Genomic DNA, 15,935 nt, shown 5'->3' with positions numbered 1-15,935 from the left:
CAGCCCCTTCATGTTCTCATACGGCTTGACGCTTTCGCCGCTCAATGAACCATACGACCCCCAAGGTCCGAATAGTCCAACCCTCCCAATTGGCGGTTTCATAGCGCATTACGGACCACGCAATTTCACCCACAAGACGGGGAGAACGCTGGATTGATAGCTTATACATTGGGTTTCCCTTCAAGGTTGCTATGAAGGGGCCTTTGGGATCATCCCACAAGTGGAAGTATCCTTTGCCTTCAATTAGTTATCAGGTCCAACGTGCCGGGGAAAGGGCAAATCGTCGCCTCTCCAGCCTATGCCATTGGCACACCCTACTGGTGGCACCCCCTGAGGGCCCCTAGAAGTCGGGCATGGGATCGTCGTGCGGGTCTATATCCGGGCTGTCTGCTGTGACGGTCGAGAACCATTCGTCGGCATCCTCGGTGCTGGGAAACGTATATTCCGCCACCGCGCGTATCCGTGAGACGCCCAGCGCTTTTATCAAACATTCATCCACGATGCTGATCTCACTCCGCCAACCGCTCTTCCCGCGACGATCCAGAAGATTGCGGATTTCCTTGGTCCCCTCTTCTATGTAAGCGCGGCGCTGATCCTCTGTCATATCGTCCTCCATTTCAGTTTCCACTCTGTCGTCACGGTCGCGCCACCAGCTTCCCGTGAATTTCCCTTCATCGCCCCTGCGCTGGGCATCGCCCAATCTCGCTCGCATCCGAGCAACCGTCCGGGCGCTAGTAGCTGTCGCCTTGGCGATCTCACTCTTGGAGTAAGCCAGTCCGCTTTCCCTGACCAAGCGCCATGCAAAGTCCGCCCTTTCGTTTGCCGTTAGCGGGTATTGGGCTTTGCTGTGCGATCTTGCTGAGATTAGCAGCGCCTCACGCCATGGGCAGGTGATCACGGTCGCCGGGATATTCCGCGACACGCCTTCACTCCTGTAGGCCGCAATCCTGTGTCGCCCGTCGAGGATCACCAAGGGGGCTTCTGGGCCTTCGGGGCTTGCCCAAAGTAGGATAGGATCAAGCCTCCCGGTGTTCTTGAGGGCAATGGTCAATTCTTTGACCCAATCGGGCATGAGGGGGCCGGGGCGGGCTGTGCCGCTTTCGTTGTCGAGGGCGATTGCTGATAGTGCTACCTTTGCGGGCCGCTTTTGGGTCGTGGTTGGTTTGCTTGTGGTGGTTCCCATTGGGGTCACTCCTGTGCTGTTGATGATGGTTGAGGGTGTCAGACAAAACCAATCACCCCCTCAGGAAATCCTTGGGAGGCGACACATGATCTTATCTGAAGGTGCAACCTAATCGGGGTGGGACGGGCCACCGGGCCGATCATCATCCCCAATCATCCGCAATCATCCGACCAAAACAGATAGGAGACGCACAGGGACATCAGGAGCGCCGCTCAGGGCCTCTCTGGACGCTGGACGTGTGACTTAACGAAACCCATCAGGCGACTCTAGGGGGCCGCACAGGGCCTCTGAGGACATCAGGCCGATCATCACCCTCGCCCATGATGTACCCCCCGTCCTTGCGGATCGAAGGGAGGACCGTGCCGGTCACCCAATCTTGGAACGCCTTGGCCTCGGGCTTGTCGGAGCGCATCACCAGCTTGTAAAGGCCGCTTTCGGTGACGATCACCATTGGCTTGCCGCCGCGTCCTTCAAAGTGACTTCTAGACACTTTGGACGTATCTGTCCGGTGCCCCCGCTCTGACGGCGAGATAGAGTGCCTGCTAGATGTCCACCGTCGATATTCGCGGATCAGTGAGGATGTCAGCACCACGTCATCATAGTCGTATTCCGCGATGCGGTTGCCATCGAGATCGTGGATCGAATGGATGATCTGCCCCGCCTGGGTCAGGTTGCGGATCACCTGATGGCCGGGGGCGTTGTACTTATATTCGGCCTGCACTACGCCTGACAGAGACATGCTCTCCATCCGGTTGGCGGCGTTGTAGGCATAGCCATAGCCAACGCCCGAGCAGGCATCACAGGTAAAATTGCGCGCCGCGTCCCAAGTGATATCCTAATCTTCGCATACGGTCTTTAAAGGTTGGGCATCCTTTAGGGCGAAGTACTCTTTGCAATTCAGGCCATCGATTATCTTTTTTCGATTGCCTACATCTGAACCCGCTATAGCTTCCAGTACTGTGGTTCTCCCATCTTCGTCCCAGTCCATATCGCTCCAAGCATATCCATTGTTAAACGCCGCGTTTATTCTCAACGAAGCATAGGCGCCTATCAAAATTGTGAACGCTAAAGCGAAGAACAAAACCAGCTTGGTCATTTTGCCCATGGTGAATGACTCCCGACAAAACGGTCTCGATGTGACGGCGCATGCCAAATCGTACCGCCACCCTTCACATATGGATGATTCCTGATTTTTTCACCCAAGCCTAGTGGCGTAACTGAGTTTTCCACACAGTACCCAACAATACAAAGGCAGCGTTCGATGGGGCTTGTGCAGTTGTTCGCCAATGCTCCGTAGTCTCCTGGGTTTCCCAGCAGGCACGCCGCCACTCGCTGTTCTTGAAGGCGATCCAAAGGTATTGGTATACCAAAGCCATCACGAAAGTCATTTCGGTCACAATAGGTCGTAGGAGCTTCTGTCGACATGCCGCCTGGACCATATGAAAAGCTAGTACCACCGGACGAGATTGACGCGTGTCCAAAGGATGATGATTCCCATCCGACCGGTTCCCAAATGATGACTTGTGTTTCAAGGCCGGTCGGATCGACATACCTTCCCGGGTTCTGTCGAACATACCCATACACACTCGCCCCATCGACCAGCCCCAGCGGGTCCGCCTGGATGTACCGCCCCAACGTCGGGTCGTAGTCGCGCATCCAGTTTTGGTGCAGGCCTGCCTCGGACTGGAACCTTTGGACTTCTCATCGTCATTGACCACACTATACGCCCGAGAGTTTCCGTTGGTATCACCGTAGAGAAGCCGGATCACGTCAGCCGCCACGAACCACGGGGCGTTGTCGATCTCGATCAACCGGATGGAGTGGCCTTTGAAGTCGTAGAGGGATGCGAGTGCGTCAGAAGCACTCACACGGTTGACGATGAACTTCTCTCCCGTCCCTGTCACTAAGAAAGCCTCAATCTGTTTGAGTGTAACCACGTTCATCTCAAGATCGTTGCGATCTACTTTGACCCCCTTCACAGCCCCCAGCGGGCCAACGCAGCTTCAGCCGCAGCCGGGTCGCCCTTGATCCGCAGCACGGTTTGCCGGGACACCCCAACCGCCTTGGCGATCTCAGAGGTGCCAGAGCCGATGGCCAGCATATCCCGCACCCGATCAAGCCCCTCACGATCATAAGTGGGCTTCTTGCCCCGGTAGCGTTCCCGGTTGCCCTTCGCAGCCGCTATGCCCGCCTTCTGGGCCTCCTTGGTAGCCTCTGCCTGAGCCTGTGCGGTTGCCGCCATGAAGGCAATCAGGGCATCCCTTACGGCCTCCTGCATGGGGTCTCTGGTGGCCCCGTCAAAGGTCAGACCGTTGATCACCGTCTTGACCACGACCCCTTGCCGCATGAAGTGGCGGATCGTGTCTGTCACGTCCTGATAGTTGCGCCCCAGCCGATCCACCCAGCGCACCACAAGGGTATCCCCGCGCCGCAGCTTGTCGAACAGCCTGCGCCCATTGGGCCGATCTGCCAAGGGGACAGAGACACCGGAGACGCCATGATCCGAGACCACATCATCAATGACAAATCCAGCCGCCGTGGCTTGGGATAGCTGGTGATCAAGGTTCTGGTCTGCGGTCGAGACGCGGGCATATAGGATGGTCTGGGTCATAGTGGCCTCTCAGGGCGTTCGTAAGGGTTATGACCCCTGATAGGCGTGACCGTTGATCAATGTCAATCCTTACGGACACGCTAGCGGCATCTTTCTTGATGACCTTTGGGGTATACCCTTACGGACAAAACAGGATGCCGCCCCCCCGCCCAGCCTTGAAGGTGGCCCCGTGCATCATCATCCGCGATCAATGACCCCGTGGCGCTGGGCCTTGGCCCCCTGCCCCGTCTCTGGACCGCGCATGTGGGGGTATGGGGGAGAATTCCGGCGCTCGGTTGAGGCTATATGGGGCTTCGGAAATGTGACCCGGAAAATGGCCGCTGGTGGATTCGCAGAAACACAGTCGGCCCACAGCTGCTATTCACTTGGCTCTTGCAACGCTGCGGTTCTGCCCGTCGAAGTGGACATTCGCCGCGCCAGCAAAGCTTGCAGGTATGAGTTTTCTGGGCAAGTGTAAGGCTATGCGGAACGCCAAGTATCAACAAATTATCGATTGGAACAAGCGCCAAGGGGATCATCGGCGACTTGGTGTTGAACTGTCCTACGAAATCGAAACGCTTATGACAGACGCCAGCGCTCTGACTGATAGCTCTCCGAAGTTTGTTGAATTTATTCCAATTCGTTTGGTCACGATATTGGAGGTTTTTCTTCGCGGTGTGATCGCAGAGTTAATTGATGGAAAGGAAATCTACTTCGAACGCGCAGAAAAGCTCACCAAGGGCGCGAAAATTGATCTTGCCTTCACCGCACACATTAACCAACGCGAACTAACAGTAGGCGATTTTGTGGCGCATGCTGTTTCCCTAAACCACGTAGATTCTATCATCAGTACTTTGGACACGTTGCTTATTGATTTCCCTGCGAAACTAAAAGTCATCCATCCCCGATGGGTGGAGGAAGAAGCCAATTGGCCGTTCACGCCGATTATCGAAAGCTATGATCAGATCATGTCATCGTTGGCCCGGCTCTACGAGGTGCGCCACGTCCTAACCCACGAACTTCCTTCTTCGCCGTTCCTTGACCCAATTGAAGTGCCAACGCTTGCGGCGGCAGCCAAATCATTCATCACGGCAACTGATTGGGTCGTCGTTGAGGCTCTGCACGGCGCTGTTCCTAGAACGCAGATGGGTATGAATTTGAGCATGGGCGGCGAATTGCACGACGAGGAAGCCCAGTTAGCCGCAGCGATGGATGAGGCAACGAAGCTTCATGGCATTGACCTTAAAGCGCTCACAGAACTGCAAAACAGGTGGATTGAGTGGGCCGATGCGCAAGCTAACCTTGTGGCCTCACAAGTAGCTGAAGGCTCAATGTATCCTATGGTGTGGGCGTCAGAAAGGGCAACCATTGCACGGGAGCGGCATGAACAGGTCAAGCGCTTGATCAGCGAGTGGATGGACAATCATTAACTACCTGAAATCGTGGAAAATGAGCGCAACGTTGAAAATTAGACACGCTTCGCGACGACCTTCGTTCCCTCGACTGCGACGACATATGATATTCCATCAGCTTCGATATGGAAGACGTGCTTCACCGTGCTCAGATTCAACGTGGGCATCGGGTCTTCAATTTCTTGCGGAACGGCCAAGTCGGAGTCGTCGTCTCGTTAGCCGGGCGTATATCCGTGGAGGCGCACCTGCTTGGGAATGCCACCCATGTCTTCGAAGATAGCGTCCATCGCCAAAACGGCTGCACCGTTCCGGTTCAGAACAACCGTTCGACTGAAGAAGGGTCGAATTTTCCCGAACAGGGTTCGCCAAGCTTCGATGTTGTCAATGATTGGCTTGCCGGTAAAGAAGATAGCCATCATCCAAGGAATGAGCGGAAAAATGTTCGAGCTTATGAACGTGACGAAGGCTGGTAAGTCCGCACCGGGACCGATATTAGCTTCTTCGAATTCGGCATCGAATTCAGCACTGATGCGTTCAAGGAAGATTTCGCTCGCTGCTTCTGTTGCCCCCCATTCGTCGGCATAGTCGCTCCAATCCACGTATTCACTGATGCGTTGGTAGCTTTCATCCACAACGAAAATCAGAACTTCGTCGACCTCTTCCTCGCGCTGGCGGGATAAAGGCGGAGGTGCGCTAACCTGCAGCCCAAGTAGTTTTCGGATGCTTTTGATGATCCCCATGCCAATACCCCCAAATAGATTCTACCTTGCAGCCACCGTATCAGTTCATGGGTTCAGTGGCTTGCGGTCATTGTGAAAGACTGCTTCTTGTCCTGCACGATGTCCCTCTTGCGGCTACAGCGAATGCCTAGAATCCGCCCTTGGTGCTCGGGGGTAAGTTGTGATCTTTCACATCTCCGGCGAAAGCCCCAGCAGGCTGCCCTCGCTCTTGCCGTACATTGCCCCCTCATCTGTTTGGTGGCTGAGAAGGGCTGCCGCTGGCACGGCCTACTTCCGTCCTTCATGCGGGCTTTCCCTATACCCACCCAGCGCCTTCACCAGTGCATCCCGCTTCTGTTCCAACGACACGGGGCCACCATAGGCCGCATCTTCACCGCCCCCAAAGGCATGGCCTTGGATAGCCCGCTGGGTGTCCGGGAAAATCTCCGCCGCCCGCATCCGGTCCTTCATGTTGTGGCGCAGGCTGTAGGGGACGTGGCGGTTGTCCTTGGTCAGCGCCCTTACGCGGCTCGTTAAGGCCTTTGAAAGGCGGTCCAATCCATCCTCCCCATAGAAACGGGGGAACGCAGGGGCCTTTGGATCATTCACCCCCCGCACGGCCTCCTTAGCAGCTTCTAAGCCTGCGCCCACAAGGGGCACCAATCGGGTAGACCATGGGGTTTTCAGGGTTCGATCTTCACGCTCATGTAAGACCACATGGGGAACGGCATGGCCAAGAACGATCTCACCGACCCGCAATTGGCGTATCTCGCTGGGCCGCGCCCCGGTGAAGTCCAGTAGGGTCCAGATTTGCAAAAGGTCTAGGCGCTGATCACTCAGGGCGTCGTAAACCCCTTCAACGACTTCGGGCGGTAGCGACACGCGCTCTTCTTGGCGGCTCACCTTTGCTTTCGGCAGTTTGAGACCTGAGAACGGATTTATGCCCCCTGCATCCAATTCGCTCCGGGCCACGGCTATCACGGCGCAAAGGTCGTTCTTCTCACGCTGTATTGTTGCTGGTGCCTTCCCCGCCGCTACGCGCATATCGCGCCACTTGCGGGCATCCTCTCGGGTCAGCTTAGATACGGGTTTATCCTCACCGACCGCCGCGATCAGGTGCAGCTCAGCACGGGCCAGCCTCTGTTCTTGCTTCTTGCGCTGTCCGGGAAGCGCCTTGGCGTTCTCCGCCAGATAGAACTTGAAAGCGTCCCTTATGGTTGGCTCAGGGGCCTCTTTGGACACGCCCCCTAGGAGGGCTGAGGCTATCGCAGCCTCTTTCTCTGGCACCCCCTCATAGCGCCCTGTGTGCGGGTCTTGGTATCTATCCACCAGCTTTGCCGCCGCTTCCCCCCGCCACGTCTGTTCGTTGTCGTCCCGTCCGGGTCCAGTGGGGTCAGCGCCCCAAAGCTCTAGCATTGCTCTGAGTCGCTCAGCCTGTTCGCTGGGGGTCAGCCCCGCCACGCCGTTCTTTGCGAGTGCCAGTATGTGCTCAATGCGCTGGTGGTATTGACCGTAGGCAACAAGGGCCTCTTGCTCCGTCCGCCCAAGGGTCGAGACGAACTCTGTCTTGCCAATCGACGCTTTCAACGACTCGGGAACGCGCCTGCGATAGACGTAGTGACCATTCCGCTTGTCTACTTTGACGTGCTTCACGCTGATTTTCCACACAGCCCAATTCTTCTTTGTGGATACGGTTGTGGATACAGGAGCGCAATAGGCGATCATATAACGCAATAAAATCAGTGTGTTATCGCGGAAATTCTGGTGCCCAAGGTGGGATTCGAACCCACACACCCGTAAAGGCGGCGGATTTTGAATCCGCTGCGTCTACCGTTCCGCCACTTGGGCCCGATGTGGTAATTAGCGAAGCCCGCAGGCCTCGTCCAGTGGCGAAACAGCATTTTCGCCGGAATCTGTGGCTTAATCCTCTCGGCCCTTGACCCCGGCATGCGGGCATGATGTGTCGCGATAGATCAACAAAGAGATCCAAAATGATCCGTGCTCTCTATGACTGGACGATCCGCATGGCCGAACACCGGCATGCACTATGGGCGTTGGCAGCAGTTTCCTTTGTTGAAAGCTCGGTATTTCCGATCCCACCCGATGTGCTCATGATCCCAATGGTCCTGGCCCGCCCCAACCGGGCATGGCTTATTGCGGCGGTCGCACTCGTATCTTCAGTTCTAGGTGGTCTCTTGGGATACGTCATCGGAGCATTCGCCTTTCAGGAAATCGGTCAACCCATTCTTGATGCCTTGGGGAAGGGTGACGCTATGACGGCCTTCAGTGAGCGGTTTAACAATTTTGGCTTTTGGGCTGTGCTGACGGCCGGGGTCACTCCCTTTCCCTACAAGGTGATCACCATCATGTCAGGTTGGACCGGTATGCCACTTGGGGTGTTCATCGCAACCTCTATCCTTGCGCGCGGTATCCGATTCTTCTTGGTCGCAGCGCTTCTCTGGAAATATGGCGCTCCGATACGGGATTTCATCGAACGACGCCTGGGATTGATGACCATCGTCTTTGTGGTTTTGCTCTTTGGCGGGTTCTACGCAACGAGGTTCCTGTGATGCCCCTTTCTCAAAAACACCTCATACTAATAGCTGCCGGAGGTTCCCTCGCGCTCATGCTGGGCGCGCTCGGATTCCAGCATCTTGGTGGGATGGCACCTTGCAAACTGTGCATCTGGCAGCGATGGCCCCATGTGATCGCAATCGGCTTTGGGGTATTTGCACTCGTCGCTCTGCCGCGGTTTATGGCCGCGGGTGGCGTTGCCGCGGCCCTCACAACCGCCGCAATCGGCAGTTATCACACCGGCGTCGAGCGCGGCTGGTGGCAGGGTCCAACCAGTTGCTCGTCGTCTGGCGCGAGCGGCATCAGCGCTGACGACCTGTTCGATCAAATCATGTCGGCGCCACTTGTGCGCTGTGACGAGGTTCCGTGGGAGATGCTTGGCCTCTCAATGGCAAGCTGGAACATGCTGGCGTCACTCGGGCTTGCGGCGGTTTGGCTCATGGCATTTCGCGCGCGCTGAGTTGTCGTCAGCCCCCTGATTTCCAAGTATTGAGCAACAGGCTGGTCTCGGATTGCGCAATCCCGTCGAACCGTCGGATTTGCGCGAGAATTTTGTCCAATTCCTCGAGTGTCACAGTGCCAATCTCGACGATCACATCCCATCTGCCATTCGTCGTATGGGTTGCGCGTACTGCGCTCAAACCGTTGAGCTGACGAATGATCCGATCCGTACCGCGCCCCTCGATCCCCAACATCATGAGGCCACGTACCGGATCGCGACCAGCATCGCCCCTCAACACGACCGAAAACCCGACAATTTCACCGCTAGCACGTAACCGCTCGATGCGCGCGCGCACCGTGGTGCGTGATATCCCAAGATCAATTGCCAGATCCGACAGAGAGGCGCGTGCATCGTGACGCAATATAGAAATCAATCTGTGATCAGTATCATCCATTTCGAAACTATCCAGATCCACTTTGTACAAAATATCCCCTATTTGTGCAAATATCACCCTTCAGTTCAACTCAATTCGGCAGCACACTAAAGGTCACCGCAGCTTGGAGACTATTCCATGACCTCTCGAACCATTCTTCTGATCGGTGCCCCGGTGGATAGCGGCAAGGACCGCCGCGGCTGCCTGATGGGCCCCGATGCGTATCGCACGGCAGGGCTGGCCGAGGCACTTGGTGATCTCGGGCATAGCTTGCGCGACCTTGGCAATCTCTGCCCTGCCCCGGCTACGGTCGATCCCGCCCTGCCCCTGCATGTGCATGCACCTGCAGAAACGGCCGGCTGGACAGCAACCTTGATGCAAACGGCCGAGGACGCGATGCACGAGGGGCTGCCGATTTTTCTGGGTGGGGATCACAGCCTCTCGCTCGGGTCTGTGGCCGGCGTGGCCAATCATGCCACCGCCACGGGACGCCCGCAATTCGTGCTCTGGCTCGATGCCCATAGCGACTTTCACACGCCACAGACCACAGCCTCGGGCAACCTGCACGGTACGCCGCTCGGTTATGTCACTGGCCGCGACGGGTTCTATGGCTTTCCTGAGGTTGCCAATCCCGTGCCCGAGGAGAATATCTGCATCCTTGGCCTGCGTTCCGTCGATCGGGCCGAGCGCGAGGCGCTTCAAGCCAGCCGCATCCGCTATCACGACATGCGTGTGATAGACGAAGAGGGCATTTCCCGCCCGCTCGCCGCCTTTCTTGACCGCGTGGCAGGCGTGGGTGGCGCGCTGCATGTCAGCCTTGATGTCGATTTCATCGACCCGCTCTTTGCCCCCGCCGTGGGTACCACGGTGCCCGGCGGTGTCACGATCCGCGAGGCGCATCTAACAATGGAGATGATCTGCGACAGCGGGCTCATGACCTCGCTCGATCTCGTAGAACTCAACCCCTTTCTCGACGAGCGCGGGCGCACTGCGCAGGTGATGGTTGATCTCGCGGCCTCGGCCCTTGGTCGCCGCGTGTTCGACCGCCCGACCCAGGCCTATAGCTAAGGATCCAAAGATGACGCTGTCCCCCTCCCACAAGGCTCTGGTGCCTTTCGTCTCTGTCGACAACATGATGAAGCTGGTGCATCACATCGGGATCGAACCGATGTTGCGCGGTCTGGCCGACTATATCGAGGCCGATTTCCGCCGTTGGGAGCTTTTCGACAAAACCCCGCGCATCGCCAGCCATTCCGAAGAAGGCGTGATCGAGCTGATGCCCACCTCGGATGGCGAGGTTTATGGCTTCAAATATGTGAACGGTCATCCCAAGAATACCCGCGAAGGGTTGCAAACCGTCACCGCCTTTGGCCTCTTGGCCAATGTGGGCAATGGTTACCCGGTGCTGCTCTCTGAAATGACGGTGCTCACCGCCCTGCGCACGGCGGCCACTTCCGCGATGGTGGCCAAGTATCTGGCCCCCAAAGGCGCGGACACCATGGCGATGATCGGCAATGGTGCCCAGTCGGAATTCCAGACGCTCGCGATGAAGGCGATCTGCGGGCTCAAATCCGTGCGCCTCTATGACATAGACTCCGCTGCCACGGCCAAGGCTGCCCGCAACCTGCGCGGTCTGGGGCTGGAGGTTGTCAGCTGCACCAGCCCAGAGGAGAGCATGGAAGGCGCGCAGATCATCACCACCTGTACCGCGGACAAACAATATGCCACCATTCTGACCGATAACATGGTCGGGGCTGGCGTGCATATCAACGCCATCGGCGGTGACTGCCCGGGCAAGACGGAACTCGCCCCCGGCGTGCTGCACCGCTCAACCATCTTTGTCGAATATCCCGAACAAACCCGGATCGAGGGCGAGATCCAGCAACTTGACCACGACCACCCCGTAACCGAGATGTGGCAGGTGATCAACGGAACCGCCAAGGGACGCACCCGCGCCAACGAAATCACGCTCTTCGACAGCGTAGGCTTTGCCATCGAGGATTTTTCCGCGCTGCGCTATGTGCGCGACCATATCGCAGGCACCGATCTTTTCCTCGAGTTGGACCTTCTGGCCGACCCGGACGACCCCCGCGACCTCTTTGGGATGCTGCAGCGCGCGGCGAAAGCCTGAAACGGGGCGCTTCAGCGCCCCTTAAAGAGCCCCCCGAGAATACCGCGAACGATGCGGCGTCCTGTGGTGCCGGTCAATTCCTTCATAACGACCGAGGCGAGTTGACCTCCGATGCCATCAGGTTCCCGCGCACGACGACTTGAACTTGTCGGGGTACCAGCCGAATAGCGCCGCGCTGCCTTGAATTCGCGCGCGCGCTCGACTTCTGCCTCTTCGGCGGCTGCCTCTGCGACAATCTTGGCCTCAGCCTCTTCGGCCTCTTTCGCGGCGGATTCGGCGCGGGCGGCCAGAATCTCATGGGCGGACTGCCGATCAATCGCCGCCTCGTATTTCCCCGCCACGGGTGAGGCCGCAATCACCGCGCGGCGCGTGGCGGCATCGCAAGGCCCAAGCTGTGTCGCGGGCGGGCGAATGAGCGTGCGTTCCACCACGCCGGGCACGCCTTTGTTTTGCAACATCGAGGTCACGGCCTCGCCCACGCCCACATCCCGGATCGCCTCGACCGTGTCAAAGCGCGGATTGGGCCGATAGGTCTCGGCGGCGCGGCTCAGCGCCTTTTGATCCCGCGCGGTGAACGCACGCAGCGCATGCTGAAACCGGTTACCAAGCTGGCCCAGAATATCCTCGGGCACGTCATCGGGGTTCTGCGTGATGAAATAGACCCCAACCCCCTTGGACCGAATGAGCCGCGCCACCTGTTCGACCTTATCCACAAGCGCCTTCGGTGCGTCCTCAAACAGCAGATGCGCCTCGTCAAAGAAAAACACGAGCTTTGGCTTCTCGACATCCCCAACCTCGGGCAAGGTTTCAAAGAGCTCGCTTAAGAGCCACAAAAGAAACGTCGCATAGAGGCGCGGCGAATTGATCAGCCGGTCAGCCGCGAGGATATTGACATAGCCACGCCCCTCAGGGGTCACGCGCATCAGGTCTTCGAGCGCCAGAGCAGGCTCGCCAAAGAAATGCGCGCCGCCCTGATTTTCCAGCACCAAGAGCGCGCGCTGAATGGCCCCGACCGAGGAAACCCCGACATTGCCATAGCGCAGCGATAGATCGCCACTGTTCTGGCCCACCCATGTTAGCAGCGCTTGCAAGTCCTTGAGATCAAGGAGCGGCAACCCCTCTTCGTCGGACACACGAAAGGCGATGTTGAGCACGCCCTCCTGCGCCTCAGACAGACCCATCAGGCGTGACAGCAAGAGCGGCCCCATTTCGGCCAGCGTGGTGCGCACCGGGTGGCCCTGCTCGCCGAAGAGGTCCCAAAAAATCACCGGAAAGGTGTCGTAGCGAAAGCCGTCAAAGCCGATTTTCTGCGCCCGTTCCGTAAAAGGCGCGTGCAGCTTGCTGTCAGGACTACCGGCCACGGCCATGCCCGACACATCGCCCTTGATGTCCGATAGGATCACTGGCACGCCCGCATCCGAGAACCCTTCGGCCAACACTTGCAGCGTCACGGTCTTACCGGTGCCCGTGGCCCCCGCGACAAGCCCATGTCGATTGCCGTATTTAAGCAAGAGTTCCTGAGGCTCGGCATAATCCGCGCCACCGCCGCCCACGAATATCGAAGTCTGCACCCTCACACCCCCTGTCCAGAAAGGATCACGGGCTGACCATACTTAATTAACCCTCCCATGCCAGTCTGAATTCATGCCCGGAGCCAATTGTCCTCTGGTTGCGGGTGACTTCCTCCCTGTTAGACTGGCCGCGCCTTACGGGTGCGGCCTTTTTTCGCATTTTACGACCTTCCCTGTTGACGGGTGACCGCATCTGTCCTAGCGTCCTGTTCAATAACTAAGTCGGCCAGTCCGACGGGGAGAAACGCAGGAAGAGGCCGAAAGGCCTCTTTCTTTTTGCTGATAGCAGATGACGCAACGCGCTTTCCGCGTGCACGTCCACCTGATCAGGCATCCTTAGGCTGGCATAAACCTGCTAGCCATGTCGTGATTTTTCCGTTTTGATCCTGACACTTTCGGCACGCCATGCTAGAGCACAGCAGAGATTCAGAGCTAGATGGGGAAACGATGCCTAAACTTCTGACCAGCCTTTCGATTATGGCGCTTCTGGCGATGGGGAGTGCCCTCAGCGCACAAGAGGCGACACAACCCGCTCCCGCACCCGAGACGGCGGCGGAAACCGAGCCAACACCCGCTCCCGAGGCAGACGCAGCCCAAGCCGAAAGCGATAGCTCAGGTGTTGGACTCGACACTGGACGCCCGGTACAAGAGGACCCCGCTTATATCAAAGCCACCCACGATGACTGGCAGTTAAAATGCTTCCGAACTGGCGCGGAGGGTCAAGAAGACCTGTGCCAGATGTATCAGTTGTTGAAAGAGAGCGGTGGCAATCCAGTCGCAGAATTCAGCATTTACAAATTACCTGAGGGTGCACCCGTTGTCGCAGGAGCAACTATTGCAGCACCACTGGGCACTTTGCTGACTGAGGAGATCAAGCTGTCTGTTGATGGAGGCAATGCCAAGAGTTATGCCTATTCATTTTGCACGATGGCAGGATGTTTCGCGCGTATTGGCCTGACACAAGAAGACATCAATGCGATGAAACGCGGCGTCAAGGTCACCATCGAAATCGTTCCGGCACAGGCTCCGGATCAAAAGGTCCGCATCGAAGCTTCACTGAAAGGCTTTACCGCTGCATTTGACGAGGCATCCGTACTCCAGAACTGATCTACGTTAATAGTGCTTGAGAAAACGCCGCCCGTTTGGGCGGCGTTTTGCTTGGATTGGTTCAATTGAACCGCTTCAGCGCCAGCACAGCATTGAGACCTCCGAAAGCGAAGGCGTTGCTCAACGCTACGTCAACCCGCGCTTCTCGCGCCACGTTGGGCACCACATCAAGGGCGCATTCAGGGTCCGGCTCTTCATAACCAATAGTAGGCGCGATGATCCCGTCGCGCAGCGCCATGATACACGCCAATAGCTCGACGGCGCCGGTGCCGCCTATCAGGTGGGCATGCATGGATTTTGTAGACGAAATCATCAGCCGATCCGCATGATGGCCAAAGACATCCGCAACGGCAGCACATTCGGTTTTGTCATTGGCAGCCGTGCCAGTCCCATGTGCGTTGATATACCCGACCTCTTCACGGTTGACCCTCGCATCGTTGAGCGCACCAGTTATCGCGCGCGCAGCCCCCTGCTTGGAGGGCATGACGATATCGGATGCATCCGAAGTCATTGCAAAACCGGCCACTTCCGCGAGGATTTGCGCACCACGTTTGCGTGCATGCTCCAACTCTTCAAAGACAAAAATCGCAGCCCCCTCGCCCTGCACCATGCCATTTCGATTGGCCGAGAACGGGCGACAGGCGTCGCGCGACATCACACGCAACCCTTCCCACGCTTTGACCCCGCCAAAGCAGAGCATCGACTCGGAGCCGCCGGTAATCATCACGGGCGTAATGCCGCCATGCACCATCTGAAACGCCTGCGCCATCGCATGATTGGAAGAGGCGCAAGCGGTGGAGACGGTAAATGTTGGCCCCTTGAGGTTGAACTCCATCGACAGGTGCGATGCGGCGGCGTTGTTCATCAATTTGGGCACCACAAAGGGATGCACCCGGTTCTTGCCCTCTTCATAAACGGAGCGGTAATTTTCATCGAGTGTGGTCATGCCTCCACCCGAATTGCCAAGAATGACCCCAGCCTTTGCTGCCAATTCGCCCGAGAATTCCAACCCGGACTGTGCCATCGCCTGACGCGCGGCTATCAGCGTGAACTGTGTAAAACGGTCAAAGAGAGCCAATTGCTGGCGATTGAATTGCGCCTCTGGATCGTAATTTTTGACCTGCCCTCCGATACGGATCGAGAGCCGCTCCACATCCTGAAACTCAAGATCAGAAATACCAGAGCGCCCTTCTCGCATCGCCTCGAGCGTGCATGCAACATTTGCACCAAGCGCGTTGATCGTGCCCGCACCGGTAATCACAACCCGTTTCACGATTGCTCCGCGACCAGCCGCTCGATACCCGCGATGATCGTGCGGACAGAGGAAATGTCAAAGTCGCTCTCCGAGGGATTGTTGGCATTAAAGGGAACGGAGATATCGAACGCCTCTTCAATTGCAAAAATGCTCTCGACCAAGCCAAGGCTATCGATCCCCAGATCCTCAGGGGTGCTGTCGAGGGTCACATCCTCAGGTTCCAGCACAGCCTGTTCTGCGATAATTGCTATGACTCGGTCCTGAATGCTGCTCATGGCAAGGTCTTTCATTCTGTCGCCCTATATCGGGCCGGTTGTCGGAGTTGTGCGTCGGTTTTGTAACCGTTTTTTATGATCCGGGACACTGTCGAGCAATATTTTCAGTCAAACATAACCCGTGAAACGCTCGACAATCATGGTCATCATTATCGCACGTCGAACATCATGACGCGAACCGTCGGAATAAAGCGCCACTCGATGCCCGCACTGTCGGCGATCAAGTTGACAAAAACAAAGACA

16 protein-coding genes, 1 tRNA gene and 1 pseudogene are annotated in these 15,935 nt (G+C 57.3%); 6 read left to right on the top strand and 12 right to left on the bottom strand.

Going from position 1 to position 15,935, the window contains the following annotated elements; translation table 11 throughout:
• Positions 1–340: 340 nt before the first annotated feature.
• The 5 genes and pseudogenes from ROS217_RS14710 to ROS217_RS14690 all read right to left on the bottom strand — a co-directional run bounded on the left by ROS217_RS14710 (position 341) and on the right by ROS217_RS14690 (position 3,794).
• Complete coding sequence (locus tag ROS217_RS14710) at positions 341–1,072, bottom strand: ParB/RepB/Spo0J family partition protein (RefSeq protein WP_157046613.1); 732 nt, start codon at positions 1,070–1,072, stop codon at positions 341–343.
• A 367-nt stretch (positions 1,073–1,439) separates the two neighbouring features.
• Complete coding sequence (locus ROS217_RS14705) at positions 1,440–1,922, bottom strand: BRO-N domain-containing protein (RefSeq protein ID WP_083781585.1); 483 nt, start codon at positions 1,920–1,922, stop codon at positions 1,440–1,442.
• A 96-nt stretch (positions 1,923–2,018) separates the two neighbouring features.
• Positions 2,019–2,288, bottom strand: coding sequence for a hypothetical protein (locus ROS217_RS14700; protein WP_009818568.1), 270 nt, complete (start codon positions 2,286–2,288; stop codon positions 2,019–2,021).
• Positions 2,276–2,866: pseudogene (locus ROS217_RS25020) on the bottom strand (RHS repeat-associated core domain-containing protein); the annotation flags it as partial. The pseudogene ROS217_RS25020 and the gene ROS217_RS14700, both read right to left, overlap by 13 nt.
• A 292-nt stretch (positions 2,867–3,158) precedes the next feature.
• Positions 3,159–3,794 (bottom strand): recombinase family protein, encoded by a 636-nt coding sequence (locus tag ROS217_RS14690; RefSeq protein ID WP_009818566.1) that lies wholly within the window; start codon positions 3,792–3,794, stop codon positions 3,159–3,161.
• A gap of 323 nt (positions 3,795–4,117) precedes the next feature.
• On the opposite strand from ROS217_RS14690, the gene ROS217_RS14685 reads away from it, so the two are divergent.
• The gene (locus tag ROS217_RS14685; RefSeq protein WP_157046612.1) at positions 4,118–5,203 is read left to right on the top strand and encodes a lysozyme inhibitor LprI family protein; all 1,086 of its coding nucleotides are present in this window, start codon (positions 4,118–4,120) and stop codon (positions 5,201–5,203) included.
• A gap of 197 nt (positions 5,204–5,400) precedes the next feature.
• Here the strand turns inward: ROS217_RS14685 and ROS217_RS14680 are convergent, their stop codons facing one another.
• The 3 genes from ROS217_RS14680 to ROS217_RS14670 all read right to left on the bottom strand — a co-directional run bounded on the left by ROS217_RS14680 (position 5,401) and on the right by ROS217_RS14670 (position 7,752).
• The gene (locus ROS217_RS14680) at positions 5,401–5,925 is read right to left on the bottom strand and encodes a hypothetical protein (protein WP_009818564.1); all 525 of its coding nucleotides are present in this window, start codon (positions 5,923–5,925) and stop codon (positions 5,401–5,403) included.
• A 267-nt stretch (positions 5,926–6,192) separates the two neighbouring features.
• Positions 6,193–7,557: an integrase gene (locus ROS217_RS14675; RefSeq protein ID WP_254656428.1), complete on the bottom strand. Its 1,365-nt coding sequence runs from the start codon at positions 7,555–7,557 to the stop codon at positions 6,193–6,195.
• A gap of 109 nt (positions 7,558–7,666) precedes the next feature.
• A tRNA-Leu gene (locus tag ROS217_RS14670) sits at positions 7,667–7,752 on the bottom strand.
• Between the two features lie 143 nt (positions 7,753–7,895).
• On the opposite strand from ROS217_RS14670, the gene ROS217_RS14665 reads away from it, so the two are divergent.
• Positions 7,896–8,474: a YqaA family protein gene (locus tag ROS217_RS14665; protein ID WP_009818562.1), complete on the top strand. Its 579-nt coding sequence runs from the start codon at positions 7,896–7,898 to the stop codon at positions 8,472–8,474.
• On the top strand, positions 8,474–8,938 hold the full coding sequence (locus ROS217_RS14660; protein WP_040650616.1) for a disulfide bond formation protein B: 465 nt from the start codon (positions 8,474–8,476) through the stop codon (positions 8,936–8,938). Before ROS217_RS14665 ends, ROS217_RS14660 begins: the two co-directional genes overlap by 1 nt.
• A 7-nt stretch (positions 8,939–8,945) precedes the next feature.
• Here ROS217_RS14660 and ROS217_RS14655 read toward each other — a convergent pair whose 3' ends face one another.
• A complete protein-coding gene (locus ROS217_RS14655) occupies positions 8,946–9,374 on the bottom strand; it encodes an Lrp/AsnC family transcriptional regulator (RefSeq protein WP_009818560.1) in 429 nt (142 codons plus the stop codon).
• Between the two features lie 117 nt (positions 9,375–9,491).
• On the opposite strand from ROS217_RS14655, the gene rocF reads away from it, so the two are divergent.
• Both rocF and ROS217_RS14645 read left to right on the top strand, forming a co-directional pair.
• Positions 9,492–10,421 carry an arginase gene (rocF, locus tag ROS217_RS14650; RefSeq protein ID WP_009818559.1) on the top strand — a complete coding sequence of 310 codons (930 nt, stop codon included), beginning with the start codon at positions 9,492–9,494 and terminating at the stop codon, positions 10,419–10,421.
• A gap of 10 nt (positions 10,422–10,431) precedes the next feature.
• On the top strand, positions 10,432–11,484 hold the full coding sequence (locus ROS217_RS14645) for an ornithine cyclodeaminase (RefSeq protein WP_009818558.1): 1,053 nt from the start codon (positions 10,432–10,434) through the stop codon (positions 11,482–11,484).
• An 11-nt stretch (positions 11,485–11,495) separates the two neighbouring features.
• On the opposite strand, the gene ROS217_RS14640 is transcribed toward ROS217_RS14645, so the two are convergent.
• Positions 11,496–13,055: a helicase HerA-like domain-containing protein gene (locus ROS217_RS14640; RefSeq protein ID WP_040650614.1), complete on the bottom strand. Its 1,560-nt coding sequence runs from the start codon at positions 13,053–13,055 to the stop codon at positions 11,496–11,498.
• A gap of 447 nt (positions 13,056–13,502) precedes the next feature.
• Between ROS217_RS14640 and ROS217_RS14635 the strand changes: the two genes are divergently transcribed.
• Entirely contained in the window at positions 13,503–14,162 is a 660-nt protein-coding gene (locus ROS217_RS14635) for an invasion associated locus B family protein (protein WP_040651531.1), read from the top strand.
• Positions 14,163–14,223: 61 nt separating this feature from the next.
• Here the strand turns inward: ROS217_RS14635 and ROS217_RS14630 are convergent, their stop codons facing one another.
• Entirely contained in the window at positions 14,224–15,435 is a 1,212-nt protein-coding gene (locus ROS217_RS14630; protein WP_009818555.1) for a beta-ketoacyl-[acyl-carrier-protein] synthase family protein, read from the bottom strand.
• Positions 15,432–15,692: an acyl carrier protein gene (locus ROS217_RS14625; protein ID WP_040651529.1), complete on the bottom strand. Its 261-nt coding sequence runs from the start codon at positions 15,690–15,692 to the stop codon at positions 15,432–15,434. Before ROS217_RS14625 ends, ROS217_RS14630 begins: the two co-directional genes overlap by 4 nt.
• Positions 15,693–15,935: the final 243 nt, after the last annotated feature.

The sequence above is a fragment of the Roseovarius sp. 217 genome (assembly GCF_000152845.1).
Taxonomy (GTDB): Bacteria; Pseudomonadota; Alphaproteobacteria; order Rhodobacterales; family Rhodobacteraceae; genus Roseovarius.
The sequence above is the reverse complement of the archived record's forward strand: the minus strand, read 5'-3'. Positions and strand labels throughout refer to the sequence as shown.